This window comes from Streptomyces sp. NPDC088915, from assembly GCF_044749825.1.
Taxonomy (GTDB): domain Bacteria; phylum Actinomycetota; class Actinomycetes; order Streptomycetales; family Streptomycetaceae; genus Streptomyces.
This window is the reverse complement of record NZ_JBIVIR010000009.1, coordinates 218698-233083: the sequence shown is the minus strand read 5'-3', so window position 1 is coordinate 233083 and position 14386 is coordinate 218698. Positions and strand designations below refer to the sequence as shown.

Annotated in this window: 17 protein-coding genes; 6 read left to right on the top strand and 11 right to left on the bottom strand. The window is 75.0% G+C overall.

Annotation, left to right across the window (positions count from 1 at the left end):
• The first annotated feature begins 39 nt into the window (after positions 1 to 39).
• Complete coding sequence (locus ACIP5O_RS18560) at positions 40 to 843, top strand: phosphatase PAP2 family protein (protein ID WP_401294525.1); 804 nt, start codon at positions 40 to 42, stop codon at positions 841 to 843.
• A gap of 15 nt (positions 844 to 858) precedes the next feature.
• Here the strand turns inward: ACIP5O_RS18560 and ACIP5O_RS18555 are convergent, their stop codons facing one another.
• Together ACIP5O_RS18555 and ACIP5O_RS18550 are read right to left on the bottom strand one after the other, a co-directional pair.
• Positions 859 to 1095 carry a hypothetical protein gene (locus ACIP5O_RS18555; RefSeq protein WP_401294523.1) on the bottom strand — a complete coding sequence of 79 codons (237 nt, stop codon included), beginning with the start codon at positions 1093 to 1095 and terminating at the stop codon, positions 859 to 861.
• Positions 1096 to 1230: 135 nt separating this feature from the next.
• The gene (locus ACIP5O_RS18550) at positions 1231 to 1632 is read right to left on the bottom strand and encodes a hypothetical protein (protein ID WP_401294521.1); all 402 of its coding nucleotides are present in this window, start codon (positions 1630 to 1632) and stop codon (positions 1231 to 1233) included.
• Between the two features lie 115 nt (positions 1633 to 1747).
• Between ACIP5O_RS18550 and ACIP5O_RS18545 the strand changes: the two genes are divergently transcribed.
• The gene (locus ACIP5O_RS18545) at positions 1748 to 2731 is read left to right on the top strand and encodes a GlxA family transcriptional regulator (RefSeq protein WP_401294519.1); all 984 of its coding nucleotides are present in this window, start codon (positions 1748 to 1750) and stop codon (positions 2729 to 2731) included.
• Between the two features lie 46 nt (positions 2732 to 2777).
• Here the strand turns inward: ACIP5O_RS18545 and ACIP5O_RS18540 are convergent, their stop codons facing one another.
• The 3 genes from ACIP5O_RS18540 to ACIP5O_RS18530 form a co-directional block, all read right to left on the bottom strand.
• Positions 2778 to 3287: a hypothetical protein gene (locus ACIP5O_RS18540; RefSeq protein ID WP_401294517.1), complete on the bottom strand. Its 510-nt coding sequence runs from the start codon at positions 3285 to 3287 to the stop codon at positions 2778 to 2780.
• Positions 3284 to 4147 (bottom strand): alpha/beta fold hydrolase, encoded by an 864-nt coding sequence (locus tag ACIP5O_RS18535; RefSeq protein WP_401294515.1) that lies wholly within the window; start codon positions 4145 to 4147, stop codon positions 3284 to 3286. Before ACIP5O_RS18535 ends, ACIP5O_RS18540 begins: the two co-directional genes overlap by 4 nt.
• Before the next feature lie 82 nt (positions 4148 to 4229).
• Positions 4230 to 5327 carry a DUF1152 domain-containing protein gene (locus tag ACIP5O_RS18530; RefSeq protein WP_401294513.1) on the bottom strand — a complete coding sequence of 366 codons (1098 nt, stop codon included), beginning with the start codon at positions 5325 to 5327 and terminating at the stop codon, positions 4230 to 4232.
• 264 nt (positions 5328 to 5591) lie between these two features.
• Here ACIP5O_RS18530 and ACIP5O_RS18525 point away from each other — a divergent pair, with 264 nt between their 5' ends.
• Entirely contained in the window at positions 5592 to 6974 is a 1383-nt protein-coding gene (locus ACIP5O_RS18525; RefSeq protein ID WP_401294716.1) for an STM4012 family radical SAM protein, read from the top strand.
• A gap of 15 nt (positions 6975 to 6989) precedes the next feature.
• Here the strand turns inward: ACIP5O_RS18525 and ACIP5O_RS18520 are convergent, their stop codons facing one another.
• The 3 genes from ACIP5O_RS18520 to ACIP5O_RS18510 all read right to left on the bottom strand — a co-directional run bounded on the left by ACIP5O_RS18520 (position 6990) and on the right by ACIP5O_RS18510 (position 9944).
• Complete coding sequence (locus ACIP5O_RS18520) at positions 6990 to 7886, bottom strand: DMT family transporter (RefSeq protein ID WP_401294511.1); 897 nt, start codon at positions 7884 to 7886, stop codon at positions 6990 to 6992.
• Positions 7887 to 8061: 175 nt separating this feature from the next.
• Entirely contained in the window at positions 8062 to 8829 is a 768-nt protein-coding gene (locus ACIP5O_RS18515; RefSeq protein ID WP_401294509.1) for an SDR family NAD(P)-dependent oxidoreductase, read from the bottom strand.
• Between the two features lie 191 nt (positions 8830 to 9020).
• Positions 9021 to 9944: an NADP-dependent oxidoreductase gene (locus ACIP5O_RS18510; RefSeq protein ID WP_401294507.1), complete on the bottom strand. Its 924-nt coding sequence runs from the start codon at positions 9942 to 9944 to the stop codon at positions 9021 to 9023.
• Between the two features lie 124 nt (positions 9945 to 10068).
• Between ACIP5O_RS18510 and ACIP5O_RS18505 the strand changes: the two genes are divergently transcribed.
• The 3 genes from ACIP5O_RS18505 to ACIP5O_RS18495 all read left to right on the top strand — a co-directional run bounded on the left by ACIP5O_RS18505 (position 10069) and on the right by ACIP5O_RS18495 (position 12503).
• Entirely contained in the window at positions 10069 to 11136 is a 1068-nt protein-coding gene (locus ACIP5O_RS18505; RefSeq protein WP_401294505.1) for a GlxA family transcriptional regulator, read from the top strand.
• A gap of 76 nt (positions 11137 to 11212) precedes the next feature.
• A complete protein-coding gene (locus tag ACIP5O_RS18500; protein ID WP_401294503.1) occupies positions 11213 to 11770 on the top strand; it encodes a hypothetical protein in 558 nt (185 codons plus the stop codon).
• A gap of 16 nt (positions 11771 to 11786) precedes the next feature.
• Positions 11787 to 12503, top strand: coding sequence for a hypothetical protein (locus ACIP5O_RS18495; RefSeq protein ID WP_401294501.1), 717 nt, complete (start codon positions 11787 to 11789; stop codon positions 12501 to 12503).
• Positions 12504 to 12525: 22 nt separating this feature from the next.
• On the opposite strand, the gene ACIP5O_RS18490 is transcribed toward ACIP5O_RS18495, so the two are convergent.
• The 3 genes from ACIP5O_RS18490 to ACIP5O_RS18480 are packed head-to-tail and all read right to left on the bottom strand — an operon-like array spanning position 12526 to position 14351.
• Positions 12526 to 13698: an ABC transporter permease gene (locus tag ACIP5O_RS18490; RefSeq protein WP_401294499.1), complete on the bottom strand. Its 1173-nt coding sequence runs from the start codon at positions 13696 to 13698 to the stop codon at positions 12526 to 12528.
• Positions 13671 to 14081 (bottom strand): SRPBCC family protein, encoded by a 411-nt coding sequence (locus tag ACIP5O_RS18485; RefSeq protein ID WP_401294497.1) that lies wholly within the window; start codon positions 14079 to 14081, stop codon positions 13671 to 13673. The genes ACIP5O_RS18490 and ACIP5O_RS18485 overlap by 28 nt, the downstream gene beginning before the upstream one ends.
• A gap of 15 nt (positions 14082 to 14096) precedes the next feature.
• Positions 14097 to 14351, bottom strand: coding sequence for a DNA-binding protein (locus ACIP5O_RS18480; RefSeq protein ID WP_401294495.1), 255 nt, complete (start codon positions 14349 to 14351; stop codon positions 14097 to 14099).
• Positions 14352 to 14386 lie beyond the last annotated feature (35 nt).

Below are 14386 nucleotides of genomic sequence, written 5' to 3'. Positions count from 1 at the left end.
CCCCCCCTCCACGCACCAAGGAAAGGAACCGTACCCACCATGACAGACCGTTCCCCCCGCATCCGGCGCCTCCTCGGGCGGTTCACGACCGGGCACGGCGGGCCCGACGCGCGGTTCGGCGCGCGGCTGCTGGCGGGCACGGCCCTGACCGCCCTGGCGGCCGTCCCGTTCTCCCTCGCGCTGGTCCTGGTGGAGTCGCACTGGGCCCCGCTGCACCGGCTCGACCAGAACGTGGCCGAGCGGCTGCACCGCTCCGCCCTCGAACATCCGGGCTGGGTGCGGGTCCTCGACTTCCTCACGCACGTCGCGTGGGGGCCCGCGACCATGCGGATCCTGGTGGCCGGGGTGGTGGTGTGGCTCCTGTGGCGGCGGGCCTTCCGGCTGGCCGCCTGGGCGGCCGTCACGGCGATCGGCGGCGGGCTCGTGGGCCTGCTGGTGAAGAACGTGGTGGAGCGCGCCCGGCCGCACCTGCCGGATCCCGTCTCCCACGCGCCGGGGTTCTCCTTCCCCTCCGGGCACTCCATGACGGCCGTGACCTCCTGCGCCGTCCTGCTGCTCGTCCTGCTGCCCCTCGTCCCGCGCGCGTGGCGGCCGGTGCCGTGGGTCCTGGCCGCGGTGGCGGTGCTCGGCGTGGGCTACACGCGCGTCGCGCTCGGCGTCCACTGGGTGAGCGACGTGGTGGGGGGCTGGCTGCTCGGCGTCGCCGTGGTCACCGCGACCGCGCTCGCCTTCGAGGCGTGGCGCGGCGACGTCGGCCGCCCCCGCACCACGCCCGCCGAGGGCCTGGAGCCCGAGATCACGACGGAGGACCCGGAGCCGGCGGGCCGGTCCGGGTCCCGGTGACGCGGAGGGGGCGGGTCAGGCGTCGTCGTCCGACCCGTCGGCCCGCCCGCTCCCCCGGCCCCCCGCCGCGCGCCGCCGGGCGTCCTCCTGCGCGCTCCGGCTGGGCGTGAGGGCCTCGGCGGCCTCGCCGTCCTCGTCGGGACGCGGGTCGTCCCGTACGTCCGTCTCGGCCTCCTCGAACTCCTTCAGGACCTCCTCGGCGGCGGTCCTCGGGTGGTCGGCGTTCCCCTCGGTGGCGCGGTGCTGCGGCATGCGTCCCTCTTCCTCAGACTTCGTTGGCGTACGACGGCGTACGGCGGCGTACGGCGGCGTACGGCGGCGTACGACCTCTTTTGTACGCGTTCCGGTACCCGGTGTCGTGCGCTTCAAGCCCTGCCGGCCGGTCGCTCAGGCCAGCAGGAGGATCGCGAGGGCGCCCGAGGTGTCGACGACGCCGCACCACTCCGACCAGGCGCGGGGCACGACGCGGCCCGAGCGGTGGTGGACGAGGTCCCACAGGCCGTGGGCCAGCCAGCCGGCGGCCAGGACGTACAGGGCGGGCCGGCCGTCCAGGGCGAGGACGAGCACGGCCGCCGCGCAGAAGGCGACGAGACCGGCGAGCTGGACGGCGAGCGTCCGCCGGTCGCGGAGTTCGCCCCGGGCCGCCCCGAAGCCCAGGTAGCAGAGGGGCATGACCACGAGCAGCGCGGCGAGGAAGCCGGTCGGCGGGGCGCCGTCGACGAAGGTGACGAGGGTCAGGGCGAGGGCGAGGAGGGTGGGCCGGCGGTGGGCGAGGAAGCGGATCGTCATGGCGTCCACTGTCCGGCGCGGAGGGCGGGACGGGGCGGTTCCCGGCCCCGTACGTCCGTCCGCCTGGGACGGATGTCCGTACGGGACGGGGTCCGGGCGGGTAGGGTCCGTTCGCATGGGGGGACGCGCCGAACGCCTGGTGGCCGTCGTCGGTTTCGAGGCGGCCGAGCTGCTCGACATCGCCTGTGTGACGACGGGGCTCGCCATGGCGAACGGGCTCGGGGACGTCGACGTGCCGTACCGGGTGCGGGTGGTCGGGCCCGGCGGGGGCGCCATCCGCTGCGGCACCGGGCTCACGCTGGGCAGCGACGAGTCGCTGGAGCGCACGAGGGGGCCGCTGGACACGCTCGTCGTCTCGGGCGGTCTGGGCGTCGACCGGTTCGCCGCGGACGCCCGTCTCGTCGGGCACGTCCGGCGCCTCGCCCGGGAGAGCCGCCGGGTGGCCTCCGTGTGCACGGGCGCGGGCGTCCTGGCCTCCGCCGGGCTCCTCGACGGCCGGCGGGCCACCACGCACTGGCAGTTCGCTCCCCGGCTGGCCGCGCGGTACCCGGGCGTCTCGGTCGACCCGGCGCCGCTGTGGATCCGCGACGGGAACGTGTACACGTCGGCGGGCATCACCAGCGCGCTCGACCTGACCCTGGCGTTCGTCGAGGAGGACCACGGCTCCGAACTGGCGCGCCGGGTCGCCCGGCACCTCGTCGTCTACATGCAGCGGCCCGGCAACCAGACCCAGATGAGCCTCTTCACGGCGGCGCCCCCGCCCCGGGACGACACGGTCCGCGCCCTCGTCGCGCACATCGCCGCCCGTCCCCACGACGACCTGAGCACACCGGTCCTGGCCGCCCGGGCGGGGGTGACGCCCCGTCACCTCACCCGGCTGTTCACGGAGCACCTGGGGCGGCCGCCCGGCCGGTACGTCCGCGCCGTCCGCACCGAGGCGGCCGCGCAGCTCCTGGTGTCCACCGCGCTCCCCCTGGCCTCGGTGGCCGTGCGCTGCGGCTTCGGCACGCCGGAGTCCTTCCGCAAGGCGTTCTCCGACCACTACGGCGTCTCGCCCTCGCGGTACCGCGACAGCATGCGGTCGACGGGTGGGCGGTAGGCCCGCGGGGGCGGTTCGGCGGAGGGTGCGGCGGCGTCGGGCCGTTTCAGCGGTCGTCCCGGTCCCGCGTCGGGGACCGCCGGCCCCGGGTCGACGCCAGTACCCCTCCCACGACGGCGATCACCGCGAGGGCCAGGGCGATGCTCACCCATCCCTCGGTGTCCCAGTAGACGTCCTCCAGGCTGATCAGCAGCGCCGCCTCGTCGACGATCAGGGCCGCGCCGACGCCGTAGGCGAGTCCCATCCAGGCACGCGCGCGTGCCGAGCGTTCCACGAGGCCCGCCGCGCCCACCACGGCGAGCAGCAGGATCCCCCACACGTAGTGGTGGATGTGCACCCCGCCGGCCTGCACGTCGCCGATGCCGGCCACGTCGATGTGGATCAGCCAGGTGAGCAGGCGCATTCCGCCGAAGGTGAGGGCGAAGCCCCACCACGCCAGGACGAAGCCGCGGCGCTCGGAGGAGATGCCGGGCAGGAGGCGCAGCCACGGCGACCGGTGGGTCGTGGGCGGGGACGTCGGGCGGTCGGGGGGCCGTGGGATGTGCGAGGGCGTCACGCCTTCTCTCCTGCCTTTCCTGCCTCTTCCGCTTCTGTTTCTTCTGTCGTTTCCTCTGTTGACTCTTCTGCCGTGAACTCCTCGATCAGTCGGGCCACGGCCTCCGGCGCGCTGTAGTGCGCCGCGTGCGCGGCGCCCGGGACGTCGACCGCGCGCCCGTCGGGGAGCAACCGGGCGGCGTGCCGGATCCAGGCGTGGGAGGCGATGGTGTCACCGGCGCCGCGGATCACCAGCGTCGGCACGGCGACCCGGGCCAGATGCCCCTCGAATGCCCCGGTCGCGTCCCGCAGGGCGTGGCGCAGGGACGCGGCGAAGCGGAGGGGGCCGGTGAGCAGGTAGTCCGTCGCGGCCACCCCCAGCAGGGAGAGCGGTTCCCGGGGCGCGTCAGCGAGGAGCCGGCCGCAGTGGCGGAGGCCCGACACGTCCGGTTCGAGCGCCGGACCGAGCAGCACGAGCCGTCGGACCAGCCGCGGGTGGCGGACGGCGAGGGCCGCGGCCACCTGGCAGCCGACCGAGTTGGCCACCAGCAGGCTCGGCCCCGGGGAGAGCCGCCGGTGCCAGCGGGCCAGGGCGTCGGCGGCCCGTTCCACGTCGGGCATCCGGCGGGCGGCGGCCCGTGACCGCGCGTTGCCCGGCAGGTCCGGCACGAGCACGGGGGTTCCGTCCGCCGCGAGGCGCCGGGCCAGTGGAGCGAAGTACCGTCCCGAGAGGCCGAGGCCGTGCACCAGGACCGCGGTCGTCCCGTCCTCCCGTGGCGGGGGGCCGAAGGAGCGGGTGAAGAGACCGGCGCGGACTCCCTGCTCCTCCCTCCATCCGGCCCCGTCGGGCCGGGCGGTGTCGGGGGCGGTCTGCTCGGTCATGTCGGTTCCCTCTCGGTCGTACGGCGCGTGAGCGCGGTTGCCCCGAAGAGGTGCCGGGAAACGGCGTCGACCGGGTGGGGGCTCAGGCGCCCGCCAGGCGCCAGAGCGGGGGGACGCGGCGCGGTGGCGCCTCCGCCCGCAGGGTCCGGTAGAGGCCGGCGGCCTCCGGAGGGGTGAGGGCGAGCTCCTCGGTGATCCTGCGGGTGGTGACGTAACCGAGGCCCTCGGCCAGCCGGGACCGCTCCCAGGCGGTGAACCGGGCGAGGAGGGTCCCGGGGTCCGCCGGCGGGCGCGGGGACGGCAGGGCGGGCGCCGCCCCGGCCCGTCGCCGTTCGCGCGCGATCTCGGAGAAGCCGCAGACCTCGTACGACACCTCCTCGGCGGCCTCCAGGCCGGAGCAGCGGTCGAGCGCCCCCGCCAGCGGGTTGAGCCGGAGCGCCTCCTCGCAGGTGAGCCGGTGCACCTGGCGCGCGGAGTCGTCGAGGACCAGGGGGCGGGGGGCGTCGCGGGTGCCGCAGACGCCGCGCACGCCCCGGGCCGCCGCGACGAGCACGGCGCCGGCCTCGGACGGGTGCCAGTCGAAGACGGCGAGGACGCCCTCGGTGTGCTCGGGGGCGAGGGTGAGGGCCGGCTCGCCCAGCCGGGGCATCAGGAGGGGCAGGGGCACTTCGTTGTCCAGGCCGGGCCCCGCGACGTACACGGTCGTGGGGATGCCCGTCGCGGCGCAGGCCGCCAGGGCCAGCGCGTCGCCGAGGGGGCTGCGCAGGGTCGGTTCGTCCCCCCGCGCCACGATGTCCCCGCCCACGTCCACGAGGTCGATCCGGTCGGCTCCGCACCAGCGGGCCGCCGCACCGATCTGGCGGGCGAGGCCGAGCGTGCCGCCGTGGGGGTCGAGCAGTCCCAGGGCGGGCCGCAGCTGCGCGGCCAGCCGGGGCAGCAACGAGCCGGCCGGTGCCTTCGGCGCGGTTCGCGGGGTGATGAGGGTCAGTCCCGGCGCGGGCGCGAGGGTGCCGGTGAAGTCCGCGGCGCCGCGCGGGCCGGGAACGGGGTCGACGACCAGCCTCTCCCAGGCGTAGGTGAGCACCAGTGCCGGGGTGTCCGGTCCGTACAGCGCCGCGTGCACCATGGCCGCCGTGATGGCGTCACCGCCACCGCCCGCGGCGATGAGAAGTCGCTTCATGGCGGACACCCAACTCCACGGGTCGTCTCCCCCGCCACCCGGACGGACCGGTTCCGCCGCCCCGACCGCCGTACAAACGAAGGCATTTGGAAGAAAAGAACCTTCTCCGCGAAAAGTGCATACGAAACTCCATGCGGCGAAACCGATCTTTTGGCGTTCGCACTACAGATGCCGGTGCGGCCGTCGCCCTAGGGTCACGGTCTGTCACCCGACGTGACGTCGTCGTCCGAGAGTGAGTCACATCGCGCCATGGGCAAGCCAGTCATGCTTCCGTCGCCGTCGACCCGGCCCTCCCTCCCCGATACCTCCGAGGAGAGCCCCTACCAGCAGTACGTGTACGCCTATCCGCACCAGAAGGCCTACCGCCTTCTGGACGACGGTCCGCTCCTGAGCGACCTGTGGGCGGGCGAGCGCCTCGACGCCCTCTCCTTCTACGCGCACATACCGTTCTGCGAGATGCGGTGCGGCTTCTGCAACCTCTTCACCCGCACCGGCGCCCCCGAGGAGGTGACGCAGGCGTTCCTGGACACCCTGGAGCGACAGGCCCGGGTCACCAGGGAGGCCCTCGACGCCCAGGGCCGGCCGTTACGGTTCACCCTCGCGGCCTTCGGCGGCGGCACGCCGACCTACCTGACGGCCGACGAGCTCGTCCGGCTCTGCGACATCTCCGAGGACGTCATGGGCGTCGACCTGCGGGCGGTGTCCTGGTCGGTGGAGACCTCGCCGGCCACCGCGACCGCCGACCGCCTCGCCGTCCTCGCGGAGCGGGGCGCCACCCGGCTGAGCATCGGCGTGCAGAGCTTCCTCGACGAGGAGGCGCGCGCGGCCGTCCGTCCGCAGAAGCGGGAGGAGGCGGAGGCCGCCCTGGCGCGCCTCAGGGACGCGCGGTTCCCCGTGCTCAACATCGACCTCATCTACGGCATCGACGGCCAGACCGAGCGCACCTTCAAGGTCTCGCTCGACGCCGCCCTCGCCTGGGAGCCCGAGGAGATCTACCTCTACCCCCTGTACGTGCGCCCGCTGACCGGGCTGAGCACCCGTCACGCGGCCGGCCCCGCCGCGTGGGACGACCAGCGGCTGCGTCTGTACCGCTTCGGCCGCGACCACCTCCTCTCGGCCGGCTACGAGCAGACCTCGATGCGGGTCTTCCGCCGGATCGGCACCGCCGCCGTCGAGGACACCGACGGCAGCAGCATCGGCGAGTACAACCAGCAGGCAGGCATGGTCGGGCTCGGCGTCGGCGCCCGCTCCTTCACGACCGACCTGCACTACACGACCGACTACGCCGTCGCGGTCCCCGAGGTGCGCCGCATCATCGACGACTACATCGCGACCCCGAGCGACCGGTTCCGGCGGGCGCAGTGGGCGTTCCGCATGGACGGGGACGAGCGGCGCAGGATGTACGTCCTCCAGCACCTGCTCGAATCGTCGGGGCTGGACACCGCCCGCTACGAGCGGCGGTTCGGCAGCCGCTTCGAGGACGACTTCGCCCCTCAGCTCGACGCCCTCCTGGGGCGCCACTGGCTGCGGGACGGCGGCGGCGTCCTCCGGCTGACGCCGGAGGGGATGGCCAGGGCCGACGGGATCGGCCCGATGTTCTTCTCCGCGACCGTGCGGGAGAACATGAGCGCCTACCGGGACCGGTGACACCGCCCGCCGCGGTCAGCGCCCGGCCGGCTCCGGCAGGGGTTCCTCCGGGGTCCGGCGGCGCTCCGGCACGGAGACCGTGACGAGGCCGCCGAGGAGCAGCGCGGCACCGGCGGTGGCGAGGGGCCCCGGCCGCTCGCCGAGCAGCGCCACGCCGAGCACCGTGGCGACCAGCGGTTCCGTCAGGCTCAGCGTCCCCACCGTGGCGGCGCTGAGCCCGCCGACCCCCCGGGTGAAGAGCAGATAGCCGAGCGCGGTCGTGCCGAGCCCCAGCCAGCCCACCAGGGCGGCGCCGTGCGCCGTGGCCAGGCCTCCGGGGGCGATCAGGAGGTACGGGGAGACGAGCAGCCCGGCGCACAGGACGCTGACCGGGGCCGCCGCGTCCAGGTCGGCCCCGCGCGCGCCCAGTTCCTTGGTGGCGGCGATGTAGACGCCGAAGCTCGCTCCGGCCGCCGCCCCGTACGCGACGCCGAGCGCGTCCGCGCGTCCTCCGCCGCCCGGGAGGAGCAGCAGCCCGATGCCCGCGACGGCGCAGGCCGTGCCCACCGCCCAGCGCGGCGACGGCCGCTCGCCGGAGAGCAGGCGCCCGCACGCCCCGCCGACCACGGGCACGGTCCCGAAGGCGACCGCCGTGGCCAGGGCCGCTCCGGAGCGCTCGACCGCCTGGAGGAAGCAGACCTGGAAGGAGGCCGTGACGAGCACGCTCACCACCAGCCACCGGCGCGTCCCGGGCAGCCGCAAGGTGCGCAGTCCGGCCGGCCGCGCCATGAGGGCCGTGAGGACGAGCCCGCCCAGGAGCATCCGGGCGGCACCGAGCGACACCGGGTGCGCCCCGGTGTCGGCCCAGACCTGCGCCGGTCCCACGGTGCCCCACAGGACCGCCGCCACCAGTACGGACGCCACAGCCTTCACGCCGACTCCCCTCCCACCACGCATGGACGGCGCGAACGTATCCGGACCCGCCGGGCGGTGGCCCCTGGCGAAAACCATGAGATCCGCGCCCCGTGCGCCGCCGATCCCGTGTCTTCGCACCACGCCCCCCTTCCCCGACTCCTCCGGATCACTGTTCCGGCGAGGGCTGTGGTGATCAACTCCGCAGGTGGGAGGCGCCGTTCAGGTCGAGGATCGAACCGGACGCCCATTCCGCGTCGGGGGAGGCGAGCCACAGGACGGCCGCCGCGATCTCGGCGGGGGCGGCCACCCGCCCGAAGGGGCTCTGGGCGCGGATCGCGGCTCCCTCGGGGCCCTCCAGGCGCGGTGCGACGCGCTCGGTGGCGAAGAAGCCGGGCGCGACCGAGGCGACGGCGATCCCGTGGGGGGCGAGGGAGACGGCGAGCGACTGGCCGAGCGCGTGGACGGCGGCCTTGGTCGCCCCGTACGCCGGGTGGTCGGGCTCGCCGCGGAAGGCGCCCCGGGAGCCGATGTTGACGATCCGTCCGCCCGTCCCCCGGTCGATCATGCGCCGGGCCGCGAGGTGGCTCAGGTGCGCGGTCGCGAGCAGGTTCACGGAGACGTGGCGCCGCCAGACCTCCACCCATTCCTCGTAGGGGGTCTCGGCGAGGGGGTGGCGGAGGTTCACCGCCGCGTTGTTGACCAGTACGTCGATCCCGCCGAGTGCCCCGGCCGCCGTGTCGGCCACGGTCGCGGCCGTCCCCGGGTCCGCGAGGTCGCCCCCGACGAGGACGTGGCCCGTCCCTTCGAGGGAGTCCAGGGTCGCCCGGGCCTCCTCGGCGCGGGAGGCGAAGTGGACGGCGACCCGGTCGCCGTTGGCCGCGAACGCCCGGGCGACCTCCCTGCCGAGTCCCCGGGAGGCGCCGCTGACGAGGACGCGGCGGCCTGTTGCGGGCAGGTTCATGGGGTGCCTTCCGGTCGGGGACGTGCCGTCCGGCATTCTGCACGCCGTCCTTGCCCGTCCCCCAGCCCGACCCCGGCCCTCCCCCGTCCCCGCTCGTCCCCCACCGGCCTCGCCCGTCGGAGGGTTGGCGGCCGTCGGACGGTCGGGCGGCCGTCGGACGGTCGGGCGGCCGTCGGACGGTCGGGCGGCCGTCAGGAGACCGTCAGGACGATCTTGCCCGTGGTGCGGCCCTCCTCGCCGATCGCGTGCGCCTTCGCCGCCTCGGCGAGCGGGAGGACGGTGTCGGCCACCGGCCTCAGCTCGCCGCGCTCCACCAGGGCCGCCAGCTCGCGCAGGCCGAGGTGGTCGGGTTCGACCAGGACCCAGGCCGCCCGCACGCCCTCCGGGGCGGCGGGGACGTCGTCCGGGCCCGGCAGGGTGATCAGCCTGCCCCCGGGGCGGAGCACCTTCAGGGAGCGCTCGGCCGTCTCCCCGCCGATGCCGTCGAGGACGACGTCCACGTCCCGGAGGACGTCCTCGAAGCGGACCTCGCGGTAGTCGACCACCTCGTCCGCGCCCAGCTCCCGCACCAGGGCGTGCTTGGCCGCGCTCGCAGTGCCGATGACGTACGCCCCGCGGGCCTTGGCGATCTGCACGGCGAGGTGTCCCACCCCGCCGGCCGCCGCGTGCACGAGGACGCGCTCCCCCGGGCGGACGTCCGCCGCGTCCACGAGGGCCTGCCAGGCGGTGAGCCCGGCCAGCGGCAGCGCCGCGGCCTCCACGTGGGTCAGGGAGGCGGGCTTGGGGGCGAGGTGCCGGGCCGGGGCCACCACGTACTCGGCGTAGGCGCCCGCCTGGCGGGGGAAGAGCGGCATGCCGAAGACCTCGTCCCCGGGACGGAGGTGCCCCACGCCGGGCCCGACGGCCTCCACCGTGCCCGACACGTCCCAGCCGACGGCCGGGACGGCGCCCCAGCCGATCAGGGCCCCGCTCGCACGGGTCTTCCAGTCCACCGGGTTCACCCCGGCCGCGTGGACCCGCACCAGGACCTCGTTCAGGCCGGGCTCGGGGCGCTCCAGGTCCCGCTCGACCAGGTTCTCGGGACCGCCCCACCGCTCCACGACCACCGCACGCATGCGTCCGCCTCTTTCCGTCTCGATCGGTGCGCCCCGGAACCGTTCCGCGGCGACGGGTCCACGATCCGGTGCGGCGCCCTCCCGTGGTGTTGGCCGTCCGGCCACTATGTGACAGGATCCGGCCATGGGAACGACATGGGGCCGGACGGTGCGGAACGAGCGGGGAGAGGCCCGGGCGGCGCCGCACCGGATCGCCGTGCTCGCGCTCCCCGGCGTGCCTCCCTTCGAGCTCGGCATCCCCTCCCGGGTCTTCGGCAGCGCCGTGGACTCCGAGGGCCGTTCCCTCTACGAGGTCACGGTCTGCACGGTCGACGGCGGCCCCGTGTCCAGCGACGCCGGTTTCACCGTGCGGCCCTCCGCCGGCGCGGAGGCCCTCGCGGGCGCCGACACCGTGATCGTCCCGCCCACGCACGCCATGCCCGAGCTGGTGCTCGGCGGCCCGCTGCCGCCCGAGGTCGCCGCGGCCGTCGCCGCCATCCGGCCCGGCACCCGTCTGGTGTCCATCTGCACCGGGTCGTACGTGCTCGCCGCCGCCGGGCTCCTCGACGGCCGGCCGGCCACCACCCACTGGCACCTGGCGCCGGAGTTCCGCCGGGCCTACCCGAAGGTCAGGGTCGACGAGGACGTGCTCTTCGTGGACGACGGCGACGTCCTGACCTCCGCCGGGGCGGCGGCGGGCGTCGACCTGTGCCTGCACATGATCCGCCGCGACCACGGCGCCGCGACCGCCAACCGCACCGCCCGCATCTGCGTCGTGCCTCCCTGGCGGGACGGCGGACAGGCCCAGTTCATCGCCCGGCCCGTCCCGGAACCCACCCTGGCCGACACGACCGCCACCCGCGCCTGGGCCCTGGAGCACCTCGCGGAGCCGCTCACCCTCGCCCGGCTCGCCGAGCACGCCCGGATGAGCCTGCGGACCTTCACCCGCCGGTTCCGCGACGAGGTCGGCCTGACCCCCGTGCAGTGGCTCACGGCCCAGCGTCTCGAACTCGCCAAGCAGCTCCTGGAGACGACCGACCTCCCGATCGACCTCGTCGCCCACCGTGCCGGGCTCGGCTCCGGCAACTCCCTGCGCGCGCACATGCGGACGGCGTTCGGCGTCTCCCCCGCCGCCTACCGCCGCGCCTTCGGCACCGGCGCGGACCCGGTCCCGGTCGCCGGGGGCGGGGGCGGGGGCAGGCACGGGATGTGACGTCGCGTCCGTTTGGAGCACGGGGCTCCGGGCAGCCGAGGTGCTACGGACAAGACACAGCGAGAGGTGCGAGTCGATGTCGACCGGAATCGTCCTGGCCATCGTCGTTGCCGCCGTCGTGGTGGTCGCGCTCGTCACCGTCGCCGCGGTGAAACACCGGCGACGGGCGCGTCTGCGCGACCGGTTCGGACCCGAGTACGACCGCGCCGTCGAGGAGACGGGCAGCAAGCGGGCCGCCGAACAGGACCTCGACGCCCGCGAGCGGCGCCACCAGGAACTGGACATCAAGCCGCTGTCGAGCGGCACGAGGGAGCAGTACGCGCAGCGGTGGAAGGAGCTCCAGGAGGAGTTCGTCGACGCGCCCGAGGGCGCGGTGCACGAGGCCGACCGGCTGGTGACGGCCCTGATGCACGAACGCGGCTACCCCACCGAGGGGTACGAGCAGCGGATGCGCGACCTGTCCGTGCGGCACGGCCGCACGCTGGAGCACTACCGGGCCGCCCAGGAGGTGCACGCGCTGAGCTCCTCGCGGTCGGCCAGCACCGAACAGCTGCGGGAGGCGATGGTGCACTACCGCGCCCTCTTCGGCGACCTGCTCACCGACGGCGAACCGACCGGCTCCCGCCGGTCCTGATGCGGAGGCGGAACACATGCGCGACCACGACACGGCCGAACGGGCGGCGCGGACCGCCCCGTACGAGACGACGGACCGGCCCGAGGCGACGGACCGGCCCGGGACGAATGACCGGCCCGGAACGAACGGCCGTCACGAGACGAACAAGCAGCACGAGGCGAACGACCGTCCTGGAACGACGGACCGGCCCGGAACGAACGGCCGGAGCGAAACCGACGACCGGGGCGTGACGGACGACCGGCACGAGATCAACGAACAGCGCGAGATCAACGAGCAGCACGAGACCAGCGAACAGCGCGAGACCGACGGACAGCGCGTGACGAACGAGCAGTCCCCCGTCCCCGCGGAGCGGAGCACGGCGCCCGCGGAGAAGTCCGCCCTTCCCGGGCAGTCGGGCGTCCGGCCCGCCCCGCTGGCGAAGGCCACCGGGCACGGGGACGACGAGCACGTCCCGGATCTGCTCGGCAAGGCGGACGGCGACGCGTACCGCGAGCGCTGGCGCGAGGTCCAGGGCCGGTTCGTCGACGACCCGCGCGAGGCGGTGCACTCGGCCGACGAGCTCGTCGCCGACGTGATGCGGACGCTGGCGGAGGCCTTCGCCGACCACAAGCGCACCCTCGAAGGGCAGTGGAGCGAGGGCCGGGACGCCGACACGGAGGACCTCCGGGTGGCGCTGCGCGAGTACCGCTCGTTCTTCAACCGGCTCCTGACCACCACCGCCTCCCCGCAGTAGGAGGGGGCGGGCGGGGCGGGGCTCACAGCGCCGCGTGCGCTCCGCCCCGCTCCCGGCCGCCCGGATGGCGGTGCCGCCAGACCCAGAACACCGCGGAGGACACCAGCGCCCACCCCGTGAGCACCACGAAGGGGAAGAGGTGCTGGTGGCCGCCGAAGTACACCGCGGTGTGCTGCGCGTTCACCGAGGCGCCGGGCGGCAGCCACTGGCCGATGTGCCCGAGCGGTGACGGCAGCAGTGGCCAGGAGACCGCGCCGCCCGACGAGGGGTTGCCGAGGAGCACCATCAGCCCCCAGGTCGGGAGCATGGCCCACCGCCCGATGAGGGTGTTGAACATGGAGAAGACCATGCCGGAGGCGAACATGGTCAGGGCGAGGATCAACCACGACTCGACGAACGGCAGGTCGAGCGCGCCGAGCAGCCAGTCCACCGTCGCCGCGATGGCGAATCCGCCCAGGAGGGCGTAGAGCACGGTGAAGGCGATCCGCTCGGCGGGGTTCAGCGGCCTCGCGTGCACGCTGAGCTGGATGGCGCCCACGAAGCCGATGATCACGGCGGCGAGCGAGATGTAGAACAGCGCGAGGCCGCGCGGGTCGCCCTTCTGCAGCGGTTTGACGTCCGCGACCGCGACCGGCACCCCGGTCGCCCGGCCCACCTCCACCGCCGACTCCGCGAGGAGCTGGGCCACCGAGGCGCCCGAGGCGCCGGCGATGTCGAGGGCCACGCGGCCGTCCCGCAGGGTCACGACGGCGAAGACCTCCTGCTCGTTCACCGCCTTCAGCGCCTCGGCGCGCGTCCGGTAGGGCCGCAGTTCGAGCGAGGAGTCGAGCGCCCGCTCCATCCCCCCGGTGAACGTCCTGCCGGTCGGCGAGTCCGCCGCCCCGAGGACGGCCGTCGGGATGTGACGGGGGGTCGGGTTCGCCATGGCGTACGTGTAGGAGCCGGCGAACAGCGCGGCCGCCGCGGCCAGGATCAGGACGAGGACGGTCGCGGGGAAGAAGGGCGAGCGGGTGAACGTCTTCCAGTGGTCGGAGCGGCTCGGCGGCCGGCCGTGGGCGCCGTGCGGCGGTGCGGTCCGCCCGTCCTCCCGCCCCGCGCCGTCTTCCGCGGGGCCGTCGTGGGGCGGCGGGCTGTCCTCGTGCGTGTCGGCCATGATCTCCACATTAATCATGACGAACCGGACGATCGACTCCATTCGCCCACCAGCCGCCCCATGGCCCACCGGGCCGGCCCCGCGTACGCCGCGAGGGCGAGGGCCGGTCCCTCGATCCGCAGCGTCGTGGCCGATCCGGCCGGCCGGGTGAGGACCGCGTGGTGCAGCCGCAGGCGCACCGGCCCGAGGCGGACCTGCCACGTCCACCGCCGCCGTTCCTCGTCGACGGTCTCCACGACGAACCGCGCGCGGATGCCGAGGAAGGAGACGACCTCACCGCGCATGCCGGGCGTGATCCGCCCGCCGTCCACGCGCACCGCCCTGATCTGCGGCGACCACGTCGGCCAGAGGGCGGGCAGGGCGTAGCGCTCCCAGGCGTCCCCCGCGGGGACCCGGCCGGCGGCCCGCAGCGTCACGGCCGCCATCGGCCCGCCCGGCCCTCAGCCGACCCGGCCGTGGACGAACTCGTCGAGGGCCTTGCCCGGCCGCAGACCCACCTGGCCTTCCTCGTCGTGGAAGCTGCCGAAGCCCAGGAGGGTGACCGTCGCGCCCTCCTTGAGCGCCTCCGCGATCGCCCCCGCGTCCTCGACCGTGCCGAACACGGCGTCGACGACACGGCCGATCTGCTCGGAGGACGGGGCGTCCCCGTCCGCCACCTTGCGCGTGACCGCCTCGATCAGTCCGGACCTGTCCATGCGACGCATCCACTCCTCGACGGGAAGACCGGTGG

What these genes read in the sequence shown, in the direction of transcription:
- ACIP5O_RS18555 (WP_401294523.1), bottom strand. Translation starts at nt 1,095, where the DNA reads ATGCCGCAGCACCGCGCCACCGAGGGGAACGCCGACCACCCGAGGACC.
- ACIP5O_RS18490 (WP_401294499.1), bottom strand. Translation starts at nt 13,698, where the DNA reads ATGGAGTCGATCGTCCGGTTCGTCATGATTAATGTGGAGATCATGGCC.
- ACIP5O_RS18500 (WP_401294503.1), top strand. Translation starts at nt 11,213, where the DNA reads ATGTCGACCGGAATCGTCCTGGCCATCGTCGTTGCCGCCGTCGTGGTG.
- ACIP5O_RS18515 (WP_401294509.1), bottom strand. Translation starts at nt 8,829, where the DNA reads ATGAACCTGCCCGCAACAGGCCGCCGCGTCCTCGTCAGCGGCGCCTCC.
- ACIP5O_RS18480 (WP_401294495.1), bottom strand. Translation starts at nt 14,351, where the DNA reads ATGGACAGGTCCGGACTGATCGAGGCGGTCACGCGCAAGGTGGCGGAC.
- ACIP5O_RS18495 (WP_401294501.1), top strand. Translation starts at nt 11,787, where the DNA reads ATGCGCGACCACGACACGGCCGAACGGGCGGCGCGGACCGCCCCGTAC.
- ACIP5O_RS18560 (WP_401294525.1), top strand. Translation starts at nt 40, where the DNA reads ATGACAGACCGTTCCCCCCGCATCCGGCGCCTCCTCGGGCGGTTCACG.
- ACIP5O_RS18550 (WP_401294521.1), bottom strand. Translation starts at nt 1,632, where the DNA reads ATGACGATCCGCTTCCTCGCCCACCGCCGGCCCACCCTCCTCGCCCTC.
- ACIP5O_RS18505 (WP_401294505.1), top strand. Translation starts at nt 10,069, where the DNA reads ATGGGAACGACATGGGGCCGGACGGTGCGGAACGAGCGGGGAGAGGCC.
- ACIP5O_RS18510 (WP_401294507.1), bottom strand. Translation starts at nt 9,944, where the DNA reads ATGCGTGCGGTGGTCGTGGAGCGGTGGGGCGGTCCCGAGAACCTGGTC.
- ACIP5O_RS18485 (WP_401294497.1), bottom strand. Translation starts at nt 14,081, where the DNA reads ATGGCGGCCGTGACGCTGCGGGCCGCCGGCCGGGTCCCCGCGGGGGAC.
- ACIP5O_RS18530 (WP_401294513.1), bottom strand. Translation starts at nt 5,327, where the DNA reads ATGAAGCGACTTCTCATCGCCGCGGGCGGTGGCGGTGACGCCATCACG.
- ACIP5O_RS18545 (WP_401294519.1), top strand. Translation starts at nt 1,748, where the DNA reads ATGGGGGGACGCGCCGAACGCCTGGTGGCCGTCGTCGGTTTCGAGGCG.
- ACIP5O_RS18525 (WP_401294716.1), top strand. Translation starts at nt 5,592, where the DNA reads ATGCTTCCGTCGCCGTCGACCCGGCCCTCCCTCCCCGATACCTCCGAG.
- ACIP5O_RS18535 (WP_401294515.1), bottom strand. Translation starts at nt 4,147, where the DNA reads ATGACCGAGCAGACCGCCCCCGACACCGCCCGGCCCGACGGGGCCGGA.